Here is a 20,150-nt window from a genome sequence, read left to right as displayed (position 1 = left end):
CATATGACAAAATATATTCTAGCATTTCTTTTTAGTTTCGTAACGATATTATCCTTCGCTCAAGAAAAAATTACGATGACCGGTAAAGTGACTGATGTACTTCAGTTTCCTTTGACTGATGTTGAAGTTAGTTTAGGAAATACATCCGATTCGACTAAAATTTCTACTACAAAGACGGATGCTTCAGGAGTTTTTAAATTAGAAATTTCTACTCAACAAAACCCTGTATATCTCATTATTGATGATGCTTTAGAAGGTATTTTTAAACAAAATTTTGAATCCATTAAACACTCCATTGATCTTGGAACAATTATCATCAATCCTATGATCTATGATTTGGACGAAGTCCTTGTAACCAATGTAGAACCTATTGTTATAAAGCAGGATACAATTGAATATAATGCAGACTCGTATAAAGTAAAACCAAACGCTAACCTGGAAACACTCCTGAAAGAATTACCTGGTTTTGAGATGGACGAAAGTGGTAAAATAACCGTAAATGGAAAAGATATCAACGAAATTTTAATTGATGGAGAACCTTTCTTTGGTACAGATGGAAAAGTTGCTTTAGAAAATCTACCTGCAGATATTATCAATAAAATACAAGTTTCTGATTACAAAACAAAAAATGAAAAATTTTCAGGAGAGCGTTCAAAATCAGACAAATCATCCTTGAATATAACCTTAAAAGAAGATAAGAAAAAAGGATATATGCTAAAAGCATCTGCAGGATATGGTACCGATAATCATTATGAAGGCAACTTAATGGCCAATTATTTTAAAGGTAAAAAGAAAATAAGTTTAATTGGTTCTTCAACAGATATTGCCTCTTCCGGAATGGTAAACGGTGAAGGTTCTCGTGGCCGTGGAGGAATGGGACGAAGAAGCTCGGACGGAATAACCACCAATACTTCAATTGGTTTAAATTACAATGATCAATTGAGTGAAAAACTAAAAATTGGTGCTGATTACCGATTGAATCATTCTTACAATAAGAATGAAAATTTTACACTTCAAGAAAATCTTAACCCTAATAATACCTTTACAACAACATCAAATACAAATTCGAAAACTGAAAATTACGGACATAATTTTGGAACAAATTTAGAATGGACAAACAAGAACACAAAAATTTACGTTTATCCAACTTTTAACAATTCTTCTGCTACATCCTCTAAAATTGGTGACGGTGAAAGTATTGATCAGGATGGTGTTCTTAAAAATCAAACTGACCAAAACATTCATTCAAAATCAAATTCGAATACATTTGGAAATCAGTTATCAATCAATCAAAAATTCGGAAATAGCTCATATTTAGATTTTAACTCAGGAATCTCTGTTTCAGCAACAAACACTGATCAACGTGAAATTTCGAGTGCCGTTTTTTATGACGGAACAAGAGCTGATACAAACCGTAATGTTAATTCAAAAAATAATTCAAAAAATAATTCTTATACTTTTGATTTAAAATATACCTTACCTGTAACAGATTCTATCAAGGTTTCCGTTGGGTCTTCTTACGACATTACTGATTCGGAAACCAATAACTATTCATTAAACTACAACGAACTTACAGGAGAATTTGATGAGGTAAACAGTGATTTGACAAGGTTATTTACAACTAAATCTACTTTATTTAACCCATATGCTCAGTTTTTGCTGGATAAATCGAAACTTTCGGCAACTGTAAAAGTTGGTGCAAATATTTATAACCAGGATAATTTTGGTCAATATAAAACAAGTGTTGAAAACTTGACTGTAAACAAAACGCTGCCTCAATTACAAGGGAACATTCGTTATCAAAAAGGAAATAATTCGTTGATGTTGATGTACAACTACAACACAAGTTTACCTTCTGCCAGTCAATTACTAGCCATTGAAGATCAATCTTCTCTTACCAGTACAATAACTGGAAATCCTAATCTTGATCCGAACAAAGCACATAGTTTTAGTATGATGTTTGGAAATTTTGATCGTAAAACACGCCAGGGATTTAATGCATTTCTTAATTACACGTACAACGAATCCAGTATTGTGAATGCTATCGTAACTGATGAGAATTTGACCAGAACTATTACCTACGAAAATATTACAGGAAATTACAGATTGAATGGGAATTTATCGTTCAACAAACAATACCAAAAAGGAATGAATAAATTCCGAATGAACCTGGGAGTCTCTGCAAGTTACGGATTAAATCAAGGTTTTAATGACAACCAAAAATATGAATCGTATAACACGACTCTTTCTCCAACCCTAAGACTGAATTGGGATTATGGAGATTATTTAACAATTTCACCTTCGTATCGGTTAAATTTTACAAAATCCAAGTACAAGAATTATCAAATTGACGGGCAAGATAATATCACGCATAATTTCGGAATAAGAACAATTGCGAACTGGCCTAAAAATCTAAGCTGGACAAATGACTTTAATTACAATTACAATTCGAGAATGGCAGCTGGCTTTAAACGTGATTTCTTTTTATGGAACACCAGTTTAATGTATCGTTTTTTCAATGATAAACTAGAAGCAGGGATAAAGATTTATGATGTATTAAATCAAAATAACAGTTTTACACGTACAATTTCTGATGAATATATTCGCGATGAACGTAATAACATCTTAACACGCTTTATGATGTTTTCCCTAACATTTAACCTCAACCAATTTGGAGGAAAGTCGGCAAACCGTGGAGATCGACGAGAAAGAGGCGGAATGCGAATAATGGATATGCAATAACTGGAAAAACGGCTCAAAATTAAGCCGTTTTTGTATTTTAATCTCCTCTGTCAACTCCTCTGTTTTTATTGATATTTTCTTGTATTTTTTGATAATATTCTCCTTCTAGTTTTTCAAATTCTGATAACAAAATTACTTTTCCTTTACTTGGCTTTTGTAATTTTAATTTATTATCAATCGAAATTGATTCTAATTTATAAGTCGTATATTGATTTTCATCTTTCAAAGATGTTCTTTTCAATTCTAATAATAAGCCCGGTAAACCATTATATTCTTCTGGTCCACATTTCGATTTTATCGTAGGAACATACCACGCTTCTATGCTAAAATTAGCATCAACAACTATTGCTTTTCTTACATCGTAGCCTTTTATCTTTTTGGTTTCTCGTGTTATATTCCATTTATATGTTGTAATAGAATCTGAAATGTTATAGATTTTTGAATCCATTTCTCTCCTAATTGTTTTTGTATTATTGTCAAAATCATAAAAACTTTCTAAATCCTTGTAACCACCAATTACTTTCATCGAATATTTTGGCCCTTGAGAATTATCTACTCGCTCTACTTCTTGGGAAAGACATTGGTTCGCATCAACAGATAAAGCAATGTATTTTGGTTTAGAAAACATTTCTTCTCTCAGCTTCTTTGACTCAGGATTCGGATCATCTAAAGAAATAAAATATCTTCGTTCATATTCTACTTTAAATTTATCTTGAGCAAAAGAACAAATTGAGAGAAATAACAATAATATGTATTTCATTTTAATTGAATTAGATACTAAATATAAGAAATAAAAAAGCTTCACCATTTCTGATGAAGCTTTTTTTTGTAAATATCCCTCTTGTTTTTAGAAAACTCTTACCAACAATTCTTGTTCTATTTTATTGTGACAATCTTCTAATGCATTTTTCTCTGCCTTACCGGCTTTCCAATGCGATGTACAATAAAATTCGTCTTTTTTCCATTCTAAATCATCTTTAAAAAATGATTTAATTTCCTTAACAGATTTCGATTCGCCTGCGACATATGCAAAACGTTTTCCTTCTTTTCGTTTCGGAAATTGTTGATTTTTAGTCAAACTGTACAAAGCTGTTCCACTTCCTACATTCTGATTCACAATCCATTTAAACTCTAAATTCGCTTTCGTTTCTATTTTATGAATATCGTCTTCTGTTGGGACTTCCACGCAAACAACTCCATGCGTTTTTGCAGGTAAAGATTCTATAATTGAAGAAATAACAGGTAAACCTGTTAAATCAGCTGCCAGAAAAATAAAATCCGTTTTAGGAGCCAATTCCTTCTTTTTCGACTTCATCGAAACTCCAATCATATCTCCAACTTTCGCTTCATTTGCCCAACGAGAACCTGGTCCGTTTAGTCCATGATTTGCGATATCAATTACAATCACATTATGTTCTGTATCTATATTACGTAAAGTATAGGTACGGGAAACAGGTTTGAACTTTTCTGATGGTGAAATCCATTTTTTATTTTCATCGTCATACTCTGCATAATGAATATCTCGGATTCCAAGCGGAGGAAATAATAATTTACACGTTCCTCCTATTGTAGTATTTTCAAAAAAAGAAACATCATCATTTTCTAAATAAACGCGAATAAGATGTGGTGTTACAAATTCTTTCTTTTTTAAGATGAACTTCTCCTTCGCAATTTTGACTTTTTCTCCCATCAGATTATTTAGATTTATTCTAATTCTATGCGAAGATAAACTAAATTTAGATTGAATTAAAATAATAAAATGTTAAAGTAAAAACTTATAGTTTTTTTAATGTGGTAAACTAGATTATTCCCCGTAACTTTTAGGTATTGAAAAAATAACCTAAAAAACGAACAGAAAATGGAATATACTTTATGTGAAATCGAGCTTGACAAAAGAACTCTTCCAATTGAAGGCGGATATAATTGCAGAGATTTAGGTGGAATAACAAACAAAAAAAATGAAGTCATTAGAAAAGGATTGTTAATCCGATCTGATGATTTAGCTAATTTAACGGATGATGATTTAGAAATTTTAAATGATTATCCTATTCGGACAATTATTGATTTACGGACAACTTACGAGCGTTTAAAAAATCAGGATCATATCCCAAATAGTTGCAATCATGAAGTTCATCTGGATATTTCTTCCGGGCATTTTGAAAATTTAGTGAAACAATTTAAAGCCGGGATATCAAATCCGAAAGAATTTATGTGCAAAATCTATGAAGATTTTGTCTTGGACAGAATTTGTCAAGCGCAATACAAAAGCTTTTTCGACATTATACAACATAAAAATAGAACACCGATATTATTTCATTGTACAGCAGGAAAAGACCGAACTGGTTTTGCTACAGCTATGATTTTATCTGCGCTGAAAGTAGACTTTGAAACAATAATGGAAGATTATTTGGCTTCGAATATTTATTTAGAACAAAAATATGCACATATATTAAAAATTGATCCGAACTATAAATATTTAATCGATGTTCTCCCTGAATATCTGGAATGCTCTTACACAGCTATTAAAAATAATTTTGGTTCTGTTGAAAATTATTTAACAGACATATTAAATGTAGATTTAAATTTAATGAGAAGTTTATACATAGAAAAATAAAGCGGCCAATTGGCCGCTTTATTTTTCTATGTATGAAATTTCATTCGTTGAATTCTTACTGCATTCAGAATAGCTAACAAGGCTACACCAACATCAGCAAAGATAGCTTCCCACATATTAGCAATCCCTTCAGCTCCAAGCAATAAAACAATAGTTTTAACTCCCAATGCCAAAACAATATTCTGTATCACGATCTTTTTAGTTTCGTGACCAATTTTCATAGCAGTGGCTATTTTAGATGGCTGGTCGGTTTGTATCACGACATCCGCCGTTTCAATCGCTGCATCACTTCCCAAACCACCCATCGCAATTCCCACATCAGAAAGAGCCAATACCGGCGCATCATTAATACCATCTCCCACAAAAGCAACTAGTTGAGTAGGATCTTTTTTTAATGCTTCTACCTTCTCTACTTTTCCTTCAGGTAGTAATCCTCCAAAAGCTTCATCCACGCCAACTTCTTTTGCTACTTTTTGCGTAATCGTATTTTTGTCACCACTTAGCATAATCGTTTTTGTCACACCCAAAGATTTCATTCTCTGAATAGCTTGTTGGGCATCTTCTTTTATTTTATCTGCAATCGTAATATAACCCGCATATTGACCGTCTACCGAAACCACAACGATACTTTCTACGATATCATGAATTTCTTGCGGATATTCAATTGAAAAATGATCTAATAATTTTGTATTTCCGGCTAAAACAATTTTTCCATCTACATTTCCTTTCAATCCTTTTCCGGAAATTTCTTCTACCTCTACGGCTTTTAGACCAGATGGGTGATGCTCTACAATCGCTTTTGCAATAGGATGTGTAGATTGTTTTTCTAAAGCGGAAACAAGATTTAGAAACTCAGGTTCAGGAAGAGTTGTCTCTATTTTTTGAACTTCAAAAACCCCTTCTGTCATTGTTCCTGTTTTATCCATCACAACAGTATTCACTTTAGCAATTAAATCCAAAAAGTTGGAACCTTTGACTAAAATACCATTACGAGAAGCCGCTCCAATTCCTCCAAAATAACCCAATGGAACTGAAATAACCAATGCACAAGGACAAGAAACCACCAAGAAAACTAAGCCTCTGTACAACCAATCGTTGAAATCATAATTATCCACAAAGAAATAAGGAATAATGACCAAAGCTGTTGCCAGAAAGAATACAATAGGCGTATATATTTTTGCAAATTTTCGGATGAATAATTCAGTAGGTGCTTTACGGGAAGCCGCTTCCTGAACCATTTGTAAAATTTTAGCAATTGAACTGTCTTCAAATTTTTTCGTTGTTTGTATCTCAATTACATTTTCGAGATTTAACATTCCGGCCAGAACAGTTTCTCCTGTTTTATAAGTTGAAGGTTTACTTTCTCCTGTCAATGCTGCTGTATTAAAACTTCCTTTATCTGAAATCATCATTCCATCTAACGGCACCTTTTCACCTACTTTAACCTGAATTGTTTCACCTATAGCCACATCATGTGGTTTTATAGTCTCGAAATTACCATTTCGTAAGACATGTGCTGTATCAGGGCGAACGTCCAATAAAGCTTTGATGTTTCCTTTCGCTTTATTAACCGCTGCTTCCTGAAACATTTCTCCAACTGTATAAAACAGCATAACCGCTACTCCTTCCGGATATTCACCTATTATGAAAGCTCCTAAAGTTGCAATTCCCATCAATGAAAATTCATTGAAAAAATCGAATCGCTTCGCAAGCTTAAATGCTTCTTTCCAAACTGAAAAGGCAACTAGAATATATGAAACAGCAAACCAAATCAAACGGATGGTTTGATTTTCTACAAACCATGATGATTTTAAACCATATTGAATAAAAATCCCTGCAAAGAAAATTGCTAAACTTGCTCCTAATAAAACCTTGCTATTATTGTGCTCATGATCGTGATCATGTCCTTCATGAGAATGATTCTTTTGCTCATCTACTGAGCAACAATTATTACAATTCGCCATAATTTAACTTTTATAAGAACAAAGCTAGAACGAATCCTGTGCAACTAAGTTGCAAAGTGGTTAATGTTTACAATGATCACAAATTCCTCTCAGAATAAACGAAGATTGCTCCACTTCGAAATTTTTTGGAAGACTAATTTCCGGCAAGTGAATATTTCGTAAACAAAATGTTTGGCTACAGGTCGTGCAATGAAAATGGGCATGTGTAAACTCTGGAGTACATTTACAACTCGATTCGCACAATGCGTATTTTATAGAACCTGTTCCATCTTCTATCGAATGAATTAATTTATTCTCTTCAAAGGTTTTTAAGGTCCGGTAAATTGTTACACGATCTGCCTGATCCATTTCTATTTCTAAATCTGCTAAGCTCAACGCAACCTCTGCATTCATCAATTTATCCAAGACCAACAATCGCATCGCAGTCGGATTGATGGAACGGTTTTGTAATGTTTTGTTTAAAATTTCTGTTTGCATTTTTTTCGATTTCGTTCTATAAAATTACAAAAAAAGAGGCAAATCAGCAATGATATACGTCTCTACAAAAGTTTGAATTATTTTTATTTAATTGTAATCTCATCAATAAAAATATATGATTTTCCATTAAAAGGTTCTGCTAAATGACCTTTAGGAAAGGCTCCATAAGTTGTTGCTTTCACTTTCACATAGCGCGTTTTTTCTGATTTGAATTCTGTTTTCCACGGATCAGAAAATACAGTATTGTCAAATGCATCAACTTGTTTTTCTCGTAATCCAACCAGCTTATAATCTTTATTATCTTTTGAAGTATAAATCTCTAGCTTGATTGGAAGTAAAATCCATGAACGCGAATCTTGTAAAAAATTCATCGAAACAGATGAAATTGATTTTACTTTTTTCAAATCGATAATCGCTTCAAAATCTTGATCATAATAACCTTGCCAATCCCCTTTTTTCCAATTCGCATCCCCAAAGATTCCATCCAATAAACCTTGTGCTCCTCCTGCATGATATTGAGGCGTATAGGTAGAATTCAGTTGAAGTATATAATCATTCGGTTTCTTTGTAAATGTCCCAAAAACTGTTTTACTTTTTTTACCATTCGTATCTACAAAAGCTGAAATAATAGACGTTTCTTTAATTAAAATTGGTTTTTTATATAATTCAGATTTTTTCCCGTTTATTGAAATAAAAATTTGTGCAGCAGGTTCAACAGACTTAACTTCTACGACTAATTTCTCTTGAAATGTTCTATCTTCTGCAATCAAAACCGGAACAGTTACAATTTTTTCTTCGTCTAATAGAGGTTTTATTTCCCTATCTTTTAAAAACTCAAAGCCTAAAAACTGGTTTTCTTTGTAATTATTTTTCGTCATGATACGTTTTGTTCCATCTTCCAAATGAATGGTAATCTCATCAAAGTACGGCTCAACTACCGTCCACATTCCTGAGGCTGGTGTTACACTATAAATTCCCATCGAAGCCAAAACATACCAAGCACTCATTTGTCCACAATCTTCATTCCCGATCAAACCATCTGGAGAATTTTTATAATGTTCATCTAATATTCGATGAACCAACTCTTGTGTTTTTTCAGGCTCATTAATATAATTGTACAAAAAAGCAACATGATGACTTGGCTCGTTACCTTGCGCATATTGCCCGATTAACCCCGTCACATCTACTTGTTCTCGCCCCGTCGTTTCCGAAGGAGCATTGAATAATTCATCTAATTTCGTTTCGAACCCCACTTTTCCACCATAAAAATCAATCATTCCATGAATATCATGCGGAACAAAAAACGTATACTGCCATCCATTTGCTTCCGTATAATTATTGTTCACTTCTCTCGGGTCAAATGGCACTAGCCAGCTTCCATTTTTCTTGGGTTGAATAAATCTTGTTGCATGATTAAATAAGTTTTTCCAATATTGCGAACGCTCAATAAAATACTGGTAATCATCTTGTTTATTCAAAAGCAAAGCCATTTGAGCAATACACCAATCGTCGTAAGCATATTCTAATGTTTTGGAAACCGATTCATGTTCATCATCAATTGCTATAAAACCGTTTTGTTTATATGCTTTTAACCCCAAGTGGTCCAGAGTAGCTGAATGTTTAGCTGCCTCAAATGCTTTTTCATAATCAAATCCTTTGAAACCTTTTACCATCGCATCTGCTATGACAGAAACTGAATGATAACCAATCATACAATCGGTTTCATTACTCGCTAATTCCCATACCGTCAAACGCCCTCCTTGCTCATAATGCTTGATAAACGTATTGATAAAATCAACTGTTCTTCTTTTTTCGATTAATGTATACAACGGATGTGCTGCTCGGAAAGTATCCCAAAGCGAGAAAACCGAATAGTAATCGAAATTGTTTGCCAAATGAATTTTATCATCCATTCCACGATAATTTCCATTCATATCTTGCGAAATATTGGGTTGCATCATTGTGTGGTATAAAGCGGTATAGAAAATAGTTAATTTATTTTTATCTGAAGATTTAACTTCTATTTTCGACAACTCTTTATTCCAAGTTTTCTCTGCTGCTGCTTTTGTTTTCTTAAAATCAAAATTTGGTAATTCTGCACTATTTACATCTGTTCCATCATAACCTGTTGTAGACAAAGTAACCTTTACTAAAATTGTTTCTCCCCTCTTTACTTTTTTGCCAAAGGCCAAAGCAATTTCTTTTCCTTTAAATTTTGTAGACTTAGGATTTCCTTCTTTTGATGCTGTTAATTGAAGTGGCACATTAAATTCAATCTTTGCAAAAATCTTTTGATTTTTAGCCCACTCTTCCGAATTTCTGTAAACATAGATTGTTTTTGCATCGACAACTTTAACTTCTCCTTCTACAAGTTTATCACGGTGATTTAAATCTAAAATAATAGTTGCATCACCTGCCTTGTTAAAAGTATATTCATGCAAGCCAACACGAGTAGTTGTTGTCAAGCGGACATTAATATTGTATTTATCCAACAAAACCTGGTAATACCCCGCAGTTGCTTTCTCATTTTGATGTGAAAACTTTGAACCGTAATCAGCTTGATTAAAGCTTTTTTGGTTAAGTGTAGGCATTAACATAATATCACCGTAATCGGATACACCAGTTCCATTTAGATGGGTGTGTGAAAAGCCATAAATAAAATCATCCGAATAATGATAGCCACTACAACCATCCCAACTTCCATCAATTCTCGTATCAGGTGACAATTGAACCATTCCGTACGGCAAAGTTGCTCCCGGAAATGTATGACCATGACCTCCTGTTCCTATAAACGGATTAACGTATTGAGCATAATTGGTATTTTGAGCACAAATAAATGATGAAACTATTATCCAAAATAAAGAAAGGAAAGTTGATTTCATAAGTTTTAGTGTTTTGATTTTCAGATAAACTGTTATACAATAATATGGATTATATTTGTTTTCGACACAATTAGAAATCGATTAACACATGAGTAACAGAAGAAATTTTATAAAAAAATTGGGGGCTTTAGGACTTCTTTTAGGCACTTCAAAATTAGACCTTAACGCTCAAACAAAACATACAAAACCGGCAAGAGTTCATCAACCTGTTGTCTTATCGACATGGCGATTTGGAATTGAAGCCAACAATGAAGCTTGGAAAATTTTGAGTAGAAACGGAACTGCTTTAGATGCAGTGGAACAAGGTGTAAAACTTGTTGAGGCAGATCCGAACGAAAGAAGTGTTGGTTATGGCGGGCGTCCTGATCGAGATGGAAAGGTTACTTTGGATGCTTGCATCATGGATCATCAAGCGAATATTGGGTCTGTAGCCGGATTGGAATATATTAAACATCCGATTTCTGTTGCCAGAAAAGTAATGGAAGAAACTCCCCATGTGATGCTCGTTGGAAATGGAGCTTTCCAATTCGCATTGGAAAAAGGATTCAAAAAAGAAAATTTGCTAACAGCTATTTCTGAAAAAGAATGGAAAGAATGGTTGAAAGATACCAATTATCAAATGCCTATCAACATTGAAAATCATGATACAATCGGAATGATTGCTCTAGATGCAAATGGCAACCTTTCCGGAGCCTGTACAACGAGTGGAATGGCGTACAAAATGCATGGACGTGTAGGAGATTCTCCTATTATAGGCGCAGGTTTGTATGTTGACAACGAAATTGGTGCGGCAACAGCTACCGGTCATGGAGAAGAAGTAATCCGCATTGCAGGAAGTCATTTGGTTGTTGAACTGATGCGTCAAGGGTATTCGCCTGAGAACGCTTGTAAAGAAGCCGTACAGCGTATTATTAAATTAACAAAATCCCGGAAAAAAGAACTGGAGAACATTCAGGTTGGTTTTATTGCAATTAACAAACAAGGCGAATATGGTTCGTATTGTATTCATCCGGGGTTTAACTTTGCCGTATATGATCAAACAGGGAATCAATTGATTGACGGAAAATCTATTACAAAATGAAAAAATTAGAAATTGCTTGTTTTAATCTTGAGTCTGCTTTAATCGCAGCAAAATCGGAAGCAGATAGAATTGAATTATGTGCCGACGCATCTTCAGGAGGAATTACGCCAAATTTTGAAGACATTCAAACTTTACGAAAAGCTACAAATAAAGAAATTATGGTGATGATTCGTCCTCGTGGAGGAGATTTCTGTTATTCGGATCAAGAATATGAACAAATGAAATCAGAAATCATTCAACTAAAAAATTTCAGAATTGATGGGTTTGTTTTCGGAATTTTGAATGAAGATAATGAAATTGATTTTGAACGAAATCAAAAATTAATTGAACTTGCAAGACCTTTTCCGTGTACATTTCATCGTGCATTTGACAGAACATCAAATGAAGTCAATTCATTAGAAACAGTTATCAAATTAGGATTTACAACAATTTTAACTTCTGGCTTAAATCGTTCTGTAGATTATGGGAAAATCTCCTTGAAAACTTTGGTAGAGCTTTCTGAAAATCGTATTACAATTATGCCGGGAGGAGGATTACGCTCCATAAATATTGAAGAAATCAATTCATTTACGAATGCATCATATTTTCATTCTTCTGCAGTAATTGATGATTCTGGAATTGCAGATTTAAAAGAAATCAATCGTTTAAAAAGTTTGATTCATTCAGAAAAATAAAAATAGTAACTTTGGCCTATGCTTTGGGAAAATGTAATTGGACAACAAGAGATTAAAAACAAACTTCAACAATCTATAAAAGACGGTCGTATTAGTCATGCACAACTTTTTTCAGGACCAGAAGGTTCAGGTACTTTAGCACTGGCGATTGCTTATGCGAGAGAAGTTTTATGTGGATTAAACAATTCGCAATGCCACCTCAAAATTGATAAATTACAGCATCCTGATTTACATTTTTCTTTTCCTTATTCAGCAACTGAATCTGTAAAAAAACCACTTGCAAAGTATTTATTAAATGATTGGAGAAGTTTTGTAAACGAAAATATCTATGGAAATTTAACCGACTGGATGTCACATCTTGGTATTGAGAAAAAACAAGGTGTAATTCCTGTTGATGAAGCAGACGAAATTGTAAAAACCCTTGCACTAAACAGTTATGAAGGCGGGTATAAAGTGATGATTATTTGGCAAGCAGAGGAAATGACAATTGCTGCTGCAAATAAATTGTTGAAAATAATTGAAGAACCTCCTCAAAAAACACTTTTTTTGCTAGTAACAGAACGAGAAGATTTGATTTTACAAACCATCATTTCGCGTTGTCAATTGGTTAAAATTCCTCGTTTGTCTCAAACTGATATCAAAGATTATTTGATTGAGAAGAAAAATATTAACCAAGAAAAAGCACAACATCTTGCTTTTTTGTCACAAGGAAATTTGAGAGAAGCACTACATCAGTTAAATGATGACGAGCATTTATTTGATAAATACTTTGTAACTTGGGTTAGGAAAGCATTTATGGCTGCTAAAACGCCAACTGTTTTGAAAGATTTAATTGATTGGTCGAATCAAATTTCGAGTTGGTCGCGAAGCGAGCAAAAAGATTTCTTAAATTATTGTTCAGAAATTTTTCGTCAAGCGTTACTCAAAACATACCAATCAAACGATTTGGTGTTTCTACAAATTAATGCTGAAGGATTTAAATGGCAAGGTTTTGCTCCTTTTATTCATGGAGCAAACATCGAAGATATTTTAAATGAAATCAACCAAGCTTCATATCACATCGAAAGAAACGGAAATTCAAAAATTATACTTTTAGATCTGTCCATCAAACTCACTCGGTATTTGCATCGTAAAACAACATAAAAAAACCACTCATCTAATGAGTGGTTTTTATTATATGATTGAATTTTCTTTCAATTATTTTGCTGGAGCTTCAGTAGCTGGAGTTGTAGCTGCTGGAGCTTCTGCTTTTAAAGAATCAACTGTAGCTTTAGCTGAATCTACTACTGCGTTAGCTGAATCTACTACTGTATTAGCTGAATCTACTACTGCGTTAGCTGAATCTACTGTATTCTCTACTGCTTCTTCTGCTTTTTTCTCTCCACAAGATACTGCTCCTAATGATAAAGCTGCTACTGCAACTACTGCGAAAAATTTTTTCATTGTTTTATTGTTTTAATTATTAATAATTTTCGATTAATTTTCTTTGACAAATTTATTTCGGAAACTGAAGTTTGTCATGTAAAATCAATGTAATATAATTGTATTAAATAATTCTTAAATATTAAAAACAATAATACTGATAATCAAATAATTAAAAAATATTTTACAAATATATAATTCGTTTTGTAAAATAAATTAATTTTAATTTTTATCAATTTAGGTCTGTCAAATTAACAAAATATTCAAAATTGTTCTATTTTTAATTGTAAATGATTTAAACTTTATTCAGAAAAGTTAATTATTTATACATTTGTATAAACTTAAATAAAAAGTATGCTAGTAGTTTCTTACATTCAAGAAAACAAAGATCGTGTAATTGAAGGACTTAAAAAACGTAACTTCAAACAATTGGATCTTGTGGATGAAGTTTTAAATGTGGATGAACTTCGTCGTAAAACTCAGTTTGAATTGGATAATATATTAGCTGAATCCAACAAGTTAGCAAAAGAAATTGGTAATTTGTTTAAAGATGGTAGATCGGAAGAGGCTAATGAATTAAAAAACAAAACTGTCGATTTAAAAACACAATCGAAAGAATTACAAGATTTATTATCTTCTTACGAGAACTCCGTTAAAGAGATTTTATATCAAATTCCAAATATCCCGAATGAACTTGTTAAAGCCGGTAAAGATGCTGATGACAATGAAATTGTTTTTGAACATGGAGTTGCAACCGCAAAACCGAACAATTTACCTCATTGGGAAATTGCAAAGAAATTTGATATCATCGATTTCGAATTGGGTGTTAAAATTACCGGTGCAGGTTTCCCTGTTTACAAAGGAAAAGGTGCTCGCTTGCAACGCGCTTTGATTCAGTATTTCTTAGATAAAAATGCGGATGCAGGTTACACAGAAATCGTACCTCCGTTTGTTGTAAACGAAGCTTCTGGTTATGGAACCGGACAGTTACCCGACAAAGAAGGACAAATGTATTATATAAATGAAGACAAGTTCTACTTAATTCCGACTTCTGAAGTTCCTGTCATGAATATATACAGAGATGTTGTGCTGAAAGCTGAAGATTTGCCTATCGCCCATACTGCTTATTCACCATGTTTTCGTCGTGAAGCCGGTTCTTACGGAAAGGATGTTCGTGGTTTAAATCGTTTACATCAATTTGAAAAAGTAGAGTTAGTACGAATTGAAAAGCCTGAAAATTCATATGCAGCATTAGATGCAATGGTAGAGCATGTAAAAGTTTTACTAGAAGAATTAGAATTACCTTACCGTATCTTAAGATTATGTGGTGGTGATACTGGATTTACAGCTGCCATTACATATGATTTTGAGGTTTTCTCTGAAGCTCAGGAAAAATGGTTAGAAGTTTCTTCAGTCTCGAATGTTGAAACTTTTCAAGCAAATCGTTTAAAATTACGTTACAAAGATGAAAATGGGACACAATTGGCTCATAGTTTGAACGGTTCTGCTTTGGCTTTACCTCGTATTTTAGCTTCTATTTTAGAAAATCATCAGCTAGCTGATGGAACAGTTAGAATTCCGAAAGCTTTACAACCTTATACACGTTTTGAAGTTTTAGATTAATTAAAATTCAGATAGAAAAAGCTCGAGAAAATTTCTCGAGCTTTTTTATTTCTAACAGTTTTCAAACTAAATATTTTAATTCTTCTTTTAAACTATCTTCCCAATTTGGAACTTCGACTTGAAAAACTTCTTTTATTTTAGATTTATCCAATAAACTATAGGCCGGGCGTTTTGCTTTTGTAGGATAAGCAGATGTCGGAACCGAATGGATTTCTGTCGTTGCTCCGGACAATTCTTTAATCTTTTGAGCAAATTGAAACCAGGAACATTCTCCTTCATTTGAATAATTAAAAATTCCGTACGCCGGCTTATCTACCGAAGTAATATCCAAAATAGCTTTTGCTAAATCTAATGCATTCGTGGGAGAACCAATTTGATCTGCAACAACAGAAATAGATTCTTTCTCTTTAAATAACCTTAGCATCGTTTTAACAAAGTTATTTCCAAATCTGGAATATACCCAAGCGGTACGAATAATGATTGTATTTGGATTATTTTCTAAAGCTAAATTTTCTCCCTTCAGTTTTGTCTCTCCATACACACCAATTGGATTTGTTTGATCAGATTCTGTACGAGGCATAGGTTCTGTTCCATCAAAAACATAATCAGTTGAAATATGAATAAATTGACTATTTTTTTCTTTTGCAATTTTTGCTAAATACTCTACCGCTTTCGCATTCACTAAATATGCATTTTCTTGATCATCTTCAGCTTTATCAACAGCAGTATAAGCAGAACAATTCACGACAAAATCAAACGATTTATCTTCAAAATAATGCTTAACCAAATCTTCATTTGTAAGATCTAATTCATTTCGAGTCACAAAAAAACATTCTATTTCTTTGTAATTTTTAGATTGTTCTAAGATTGACTGGCCTAACTGTCCGTTAGCCCCGGTAACTAAGATTCTTTTCATATATAAAAAAAGCCACTAAACTAGTGGCTTGAAGATATTAATAATTCAAAAAATTATAATCCTAATTCTTTTTTAACATCGTTTAATAAATCGTACCCTCCGGCTTTGTAAACCAATACACCAGCAGGTAAAACATATTTAACTCCTTTTTTTGCAGCAGCAGCATTAATTGCATCCATTACTCTTTTCTCGATTGGGTCCATTAAAGCTTTTTCTTTTGCTTGCATTTCCTCTTGAGCTGCTTTAGCTACTGTTTCGTATGCTTTTTGCATTTCTTGCTCTTTTTCCTGGTATTTATTCGCCGCAATTAATTTTTGTTGCTCTTCTTGAGATTTACCAGCTAAATCTTTCTGTGCAGTTTCCATAAAAGTTTTATAATCTGCTTGTAATTTAGAAATTTTTTCTTGGTGTTTTTTCCCTAAAGCTTCTAAATCAGCCTCTGCTTTTTTGTATGCTGGCATTGCTTCAATAACTGCTTGCGTATCAATATGTGCAATTTCTTGAGCGAAAGATAAAACGCTTCCGAAAACCATCATTGTAAATACTGCTATCAATCTAATTTGTTTCATTTCTAGTCTAATTTGTTTTAAAATTTATTTTCTTGTTGTATTATTTGTGTTCTTATTCTTTGTTTTAGAATTTGAATTATTTGGTTTCAAATCTGGTCTTAGTGTATGTAAAACCTCTCTGCTTATGTCAAATTTAGGATCAGTATATATCATAATTAAATCGCTTCCTTTGTCAAAAACAAAACTATATCCACGTTTATCGGCAACTTCTTTTGTTGCATTATAAATTTGATCCTGTAAAGGTTTGACCATCGATCTTCTCAGATTCACTAAATCGCCATTCGGACCATAACGTTTATCTTGTAAGACTCTTACGGCAGTAATCTCTTCTGCAAGCTTTTTCTCTTGTTCTTTAACCTGTTCAGCAGTTAATAAAATCTTTTCGGCTTCAAATTCGGCTTGTAATTTAGCTAAATTTTCTTGTTTCTGCTCTATTTCTTTCTGCCAAGAGTCAGTTTGAGATTTTAATTTGCTTTGAGATGATGTATATTCTGGTAAATTCTCTAAAATATATTGAGAGTCCACATAACAAAACCGTTGTGCAAAAGTGAAACTTGCTAGTCCCAAGAATAGCGCTATAAAGCTAATCCATTTTTTCATATTCTGAGTGTATTAATTCTAAAACTATGCCAAAACGTGTTCTACAAATTTACATAATTTATTAGAATTGTTGACCGATAATAAAGTGTGTTTGCCATCCAGAGCGTTCTGTTTGTCCAAATCCTTTATCAAATCCATATCCAAAATCAAATCCTAATAAACCGAATGCCGGCATGTAAATACGTACTCCTGCTCCTGCAGAACGTTTTAATTCAAACGGTTTAAATTCACTTGTATTGTTCCAAACATTACCTCCTTCAGCAAAAGTTAAAGCATAAATTTTAGCTGTTTGACTCATTGTAATTGGGTAACGTAATTCCAGCGAATATTTATTGTAAATCGTTCCCCCTCCTTCTGGTGTAATATCTCCTGTTTGTCCTCCGGAATTTGTGGCATCTTCATAACCTCTTAATGAAATTATCTCACGTCCATCAAAACGGTTTTGGTTAAGTCCTGTACCTCCTAAATAAAAACGTTCGAAAGGAATTGTTCCAATTTTTCTGTTGTATGTACCTAATACTCCAAATTCTCCACCGGCTTTTAAAACAAGTTTTCCTGCTAATTCTTTATAGAAATATGCTTTGGCTTTGAATTTATAGTATTCTAACCATTTGAATTTTTCTACATCAGACATATTATTGTAATCTTTTTCTTTGAATAAAGAATAAGGAACTGTTGTTGTAAATGATAAACTAATTTCTGATCCTGATTGTGGGAAAATTGGATCTGGCCCAGCAGAATTACGTGTCAAACCTAATGTATAATTTAAGTTATTCGACGAACCATTCTCATATTGCAAATTACCAACAGACATGTTGTAATTATCAAAATTATATAACTGGTATGACACAGAATTAGATAATCTAAAGTAATCATCCGGCCAAGTTAATAATTTAGTCAAACCAACTGAAGCTCCCAAAATATCTAAGTTTGCTTTCTGTCCGTAGCTATCTCTATAATTATATTGCGAGTAATAAACTGATGTAGACAGAGCGGTAGGACGTTTTCCTCCAATCCAAGGTTCTACAAACGATAAACTATAGTTTTTATATCCATTACCAGCTTGTGCTCTTAAAGAAAATTGTTGTCCATCTCCCATAGGAACAGGTTTCCATGCTTTTCTATTAAACAAGTTCTTAATAGAGAAATTTCCAAATGTCAATCCTAAAGTTCCAATAAAAGTACCTGCACCATATCCCCCTTGTAATTCTACTTGAGAAGAAGATTTTGGAGCTACTTTCCATTCTACATCTACTGTATTATTATCTTGATTTGGCTGAATATCCGGAACAATTTGCGTTGGCTCTAAGTATCCTAAAGAAGCCAACTCCATCATGGTACGCTTGATATCCGATTTAGAAAATAAATCTCCCGGTTTTGTTCTCAACTCACGGTATAAAATATGATCGTGTGCCTCTGTATTTCCGTTAATTGTTACTTTATTAAGCGTTGCTTGAGTTCCTTCAAAAATTTTGATTTCCAGGTCAATCGTGTCATTTTTCACACTTTTTTCAACAGGAATAGCGCGTGCAAATAAATACCCTCTGTCCATGTATAACGTTGAAATATCATCATCTTTTTCTGATCCCGAAATCTTTTTATTGATTCCGACAGCATCATAACGATCTCCGGTTTTATATCCAAAAATTCGTTGCAATTGCTCAGAAGTATAAATAGAGTTTCCTGAGAACGTTACATCCCCTAAGAAATATGGTTTTCCTTCGTTAACCTTAATTTTTACCAATAAGTTTTTATCATCAACTTTTTCGATATCATAGGAATCAACTTTCGCATCTCTAAATCCGACAGATTTATACTCTTCAACCAAGGTTTTCAAATCTTCCTGAAACTTTTCAGGAATCATTTTAGATGATTTGAAAATATTAATTGATTTACGCTTGGTATTTTTCATTCCTTTTTTACGCAAACGAGAAGCTGTTAAATTTTCATTTCCTTCAAAAACGATATTTTTGATTTTAACACGCTCGCCACGATTCACATTCAATGTAATGTTTTCTTCATCTTCTTTCCCAACAATTGGTTGACGATCGACATTAATTATTGTGTTAGGATATCCCTTTCCTGTATAATAATCTTTGATCTTATTATTTGTCGTATTGATTAAACTTTGTGTAATCTTAACTCCTGGATTTAATTTATTTTGTTTAATTAAATCTTCTCGTTGAGATTTTTTCACTCCGTTAATCTTTATTTCTCCTAAACTTGGAACTGAAACTAAAGCTAATTCTAAAGTTACCTGATCTCCTTCTATTTTATCTACATACAAATCGATGTCAGAGAAAATATTAGATCTCCATAATTTTTTTACAGCATTATTAACTTTCGTACCTGGTAATTCTATCTCTTCACCAATAGCAAAACCTGCATAACGGATAATTTGATTCTTAGAATATTTACTATCTCCAGTTACAATAATATCTTTCAATTTGAAAGTTTTTGCGTTGGTATAGTCTAAGACAAAATTATCTTGTTGTGTTGAATCAATGGTTTTCGTAGAGTCTACGATCTGCGCTTGTGCCATGTAAGCACCTAGCATACACATTGTCCAAAAAATTTTCTTCATAA

16 protein-coding genes are annotated in these 20,150 nt (G+C 33.0%); 7 read left to right on the top strand and 9 right to left on the bottom strand.

Translation table 11 applies throughout. The annotated features are described in order from the left end of the window. The first annotated feature begins 3 nt into the window (after positions 1–3). Complete coding sequence (locus tag H277_RS0110940; protein ID WP_019975639.1) at positions 4–2,742, top strand: outer membrane beta-barrel protein; 2,739 nt, start codon at positions 4–6, stop codon at positions 2,740–2,742. A gap of 37 nt (positions 2,743–2,779) precedes the next feature. On the opposite strand, the gene H277_RS0110935 is transcribed toward H277_RS0110940, so the two are convergent. Beyond that, on the bottom strand, positions 2,780–3,502 hold the full coding sequence (locus H277_RS0110935; protein ID WP_019975638.1) for a GLPGLI family protein: 723 nt from the start codon (positions 3,500–3,502) through the stop codon (positions 2,780–2,782). Positions 3,503–3,589: 87 nt separating this feature from the next. After that, positions 3,590–4,432, bottom strand: a complete 843-nt coding sequence (locus H277_RS0110930) for a siderophore-interacting protein (protein WP_019975637.1) — start codon at positions 4,430–4,432, stop codon at positions 3,590–3,592. A 168-nt stretch (positions 4,433–4,600) separates the two neighbouring features. Here H277_RS0110930 and H277_RS0110925 point away from each other — a divergent pair, with 168 nt between their 5' ends. Then, entirely contained in the window at positions 4,601–5,356 is a 756-nt protein-coding gene (locus H277_RS0110925) for a tyrosine-protein phosphatase (RefSeq protein ID WP_019975636.1), read from the top strand. Between the two features lie 26 nt (positions 5,357–5,382). Here H277_RS0110925 and H277_RS0110920 read toward each other — a convergent pair whose 3' ends face one another. The 3 genes from H277_RS0110920 to H277_RS0110910 form a co-directional block, all read right to left on the bottom strand. Beyond that, on the bottom strand, positions 5,383–7,320 hold the full coding sequence (locus tag H277_RS0110920) for a heavy metal translocating P-type ATPase (protein ID WP_019975635.1): 1,938 nt from the start codon (positions 7,318–7,320) through the stop codon (positions 5,383–5,385). Positions 7,321–7,380: 60 nt separating this feature from the next. Next, on the bottom strand, positions 7,381–7,797 hold the full coding sequence (locus tag H277_RS0110915) for a Fur family transcriptional regulator (protein WP_019975634.1): 417 nt from the start codon (positions 7,795–7,797) through the stop codon (positions 7,381–7,383). Positions 7,798–7,880: 83 nt separating this feature from the next. Continuing rightward, entirely contained in the window at positions 7,881–10,679 is a 2,799-nt protein-coding gene (locus H277_RS0110910; RefSeq protein ID WP_019975633.1) for a GH92 family glycosyl hydrolase, read from the bottom strand. 88 nt (positions 10,680–10,767) lie between these two features. Between H277_RS0110910 and H277_RS0110905 the strand changes: the two genes are divergently transcribed. From H277_RS0110905 to serS, 5 genes are all read left to right on the top strand, one after another. Next, positions 10,768–11,760: an isoaspartyl peptidase/L-asparaginase family protein gene (locus tag H277_RS0110905; protein ID WP_019975632.1), complete on the top strand. Its 993-nt coding sequence runs from the start codon at positions 10,768–10,770 to the stop codon at positions 11,758–11,760. Then, complete coding sequence (locus H277_RS0110900; RefSeq protein ID WP_019975631.1) at positions 11,757–12,434, top strand: copper homeostasis protein CutC; 678 nt, start codon at positions 11,757–11,759, stop codon at positions 12,432–12,434. Before H277_RS0110905 ends, H277_RS0110900 begins: the two co-directional genes overlap by 4 nt. Before the next feature lie 18 nt (positions 12,435–12,452). Further along, positions 12,453–13,577: a DNA polymerase III subunit gene (locus H277_RS0110895; RefSeq protein WP_019975630.1), complete on the top strand. Its 1,125-nt coding sequence runs from the start codon at positions 12,453–12,455 to the stop codon at positions 13,575–13,577. A 16-nt stretch (positions 13,578–13,593) separates the two neighbouring features. Continuing rightward, positions 13,594–13,893 (top strand): hypothetical protein, encoded by a 300-nt coding sequence (locus tag H277_RS0110890; RefSeq protein ID WP_019975629.1) that lies wholly within the window; start codon positions 13,594–13,596, stop codon positions 13,891–13,893. 317 nt (positions 13,894–14,210) lie between these two features. Then, positions 14,211–15,479 carry a serine--tRNA ligase gene (serS, locus tag H277_RS0110885; RefSeq protein ID WP_019975628.1) on the top strand — a complete coding sequence of 423 codons (1,269 nt, stop codon included), beginning with the start codon at positions 14,211–14,213 and terminating at the stop codon, positions 15,477–15,479. A gap of 61 nt (positions 15,480–15,540) precedes the next feature. On the opposite strand, the gene rfbD is transcribed toward serS, so the two are convergent. The 4 genes from rfbD to bamA all read right to left on the bottom strand — a co-directional run bounded on the left by rfbD (position 15,541) and on the right by bamA (position 20,148). Beyond that, complete coding sequence (gene rfbD / locus H277_RS0110880) at positions 15,541–16,395, bottom strand: dTDP-4-dehydrorhamnose reductase (protein WP_019975627.1); 855 nt, start codon at positions 16,393–16,395, stop codon at positions 15,541–15,543. Positions 16,396–16,448: 53 nt separating this feature from the next. Next, positions 16,449–16,964 (bottom strand): OmpH/Skp family outer membrane protein, encoded by a 516-nt coding sequence (locus tag H277_RS0110875; RefSeq protein ID WP_019975626.1) that lies wholly within the window; start codon positions 16,962–16,964, stop codon positions 16,449–16,451. A 24-nt stretch (positions 16,965–16,988) separates the two neighbouring features. After that, positions 16,989–17,564, bottom strand: coding sequence for an OmpH/Skp family outer membrane protein (locus H277_RS0110870; RefSeq protein ID WP_019975625.1), 576 nt, complete (start codon positions 17,562–17,564; stop codon positions 16,989–16,991). 61 nt (positions 17,565–17,625) lie between these two features. Continuing rightward, positions 17,626–20,148 (bottom strand): outer membrane protein assembly factor BamA, encoded by a 2,523-nt coding sequence (gene bamA / locus H277_RS0110865; RefSeq protein ID WP_026357544.1) that lies wholly within the window; start codon positions 20,146–20,148, stop codon positions 17,626–17,628. Positions 20,149–20,150 lie beyond the last annotated feature (2 nt).

Source organism: Empedobacter brevis NBRC 14943 = ATCC 43319 (genome assembly GCF_000382425.1).
Lineage (GTDB): Bacteria > Bacteroidota > Bacteroidia > Flavobacteriales > Weeksellaceae > Empedobacter > Empedobacter brevis.
This window is presented reverse-complemented; position numbering and strand designations above follow the sequence as displayed.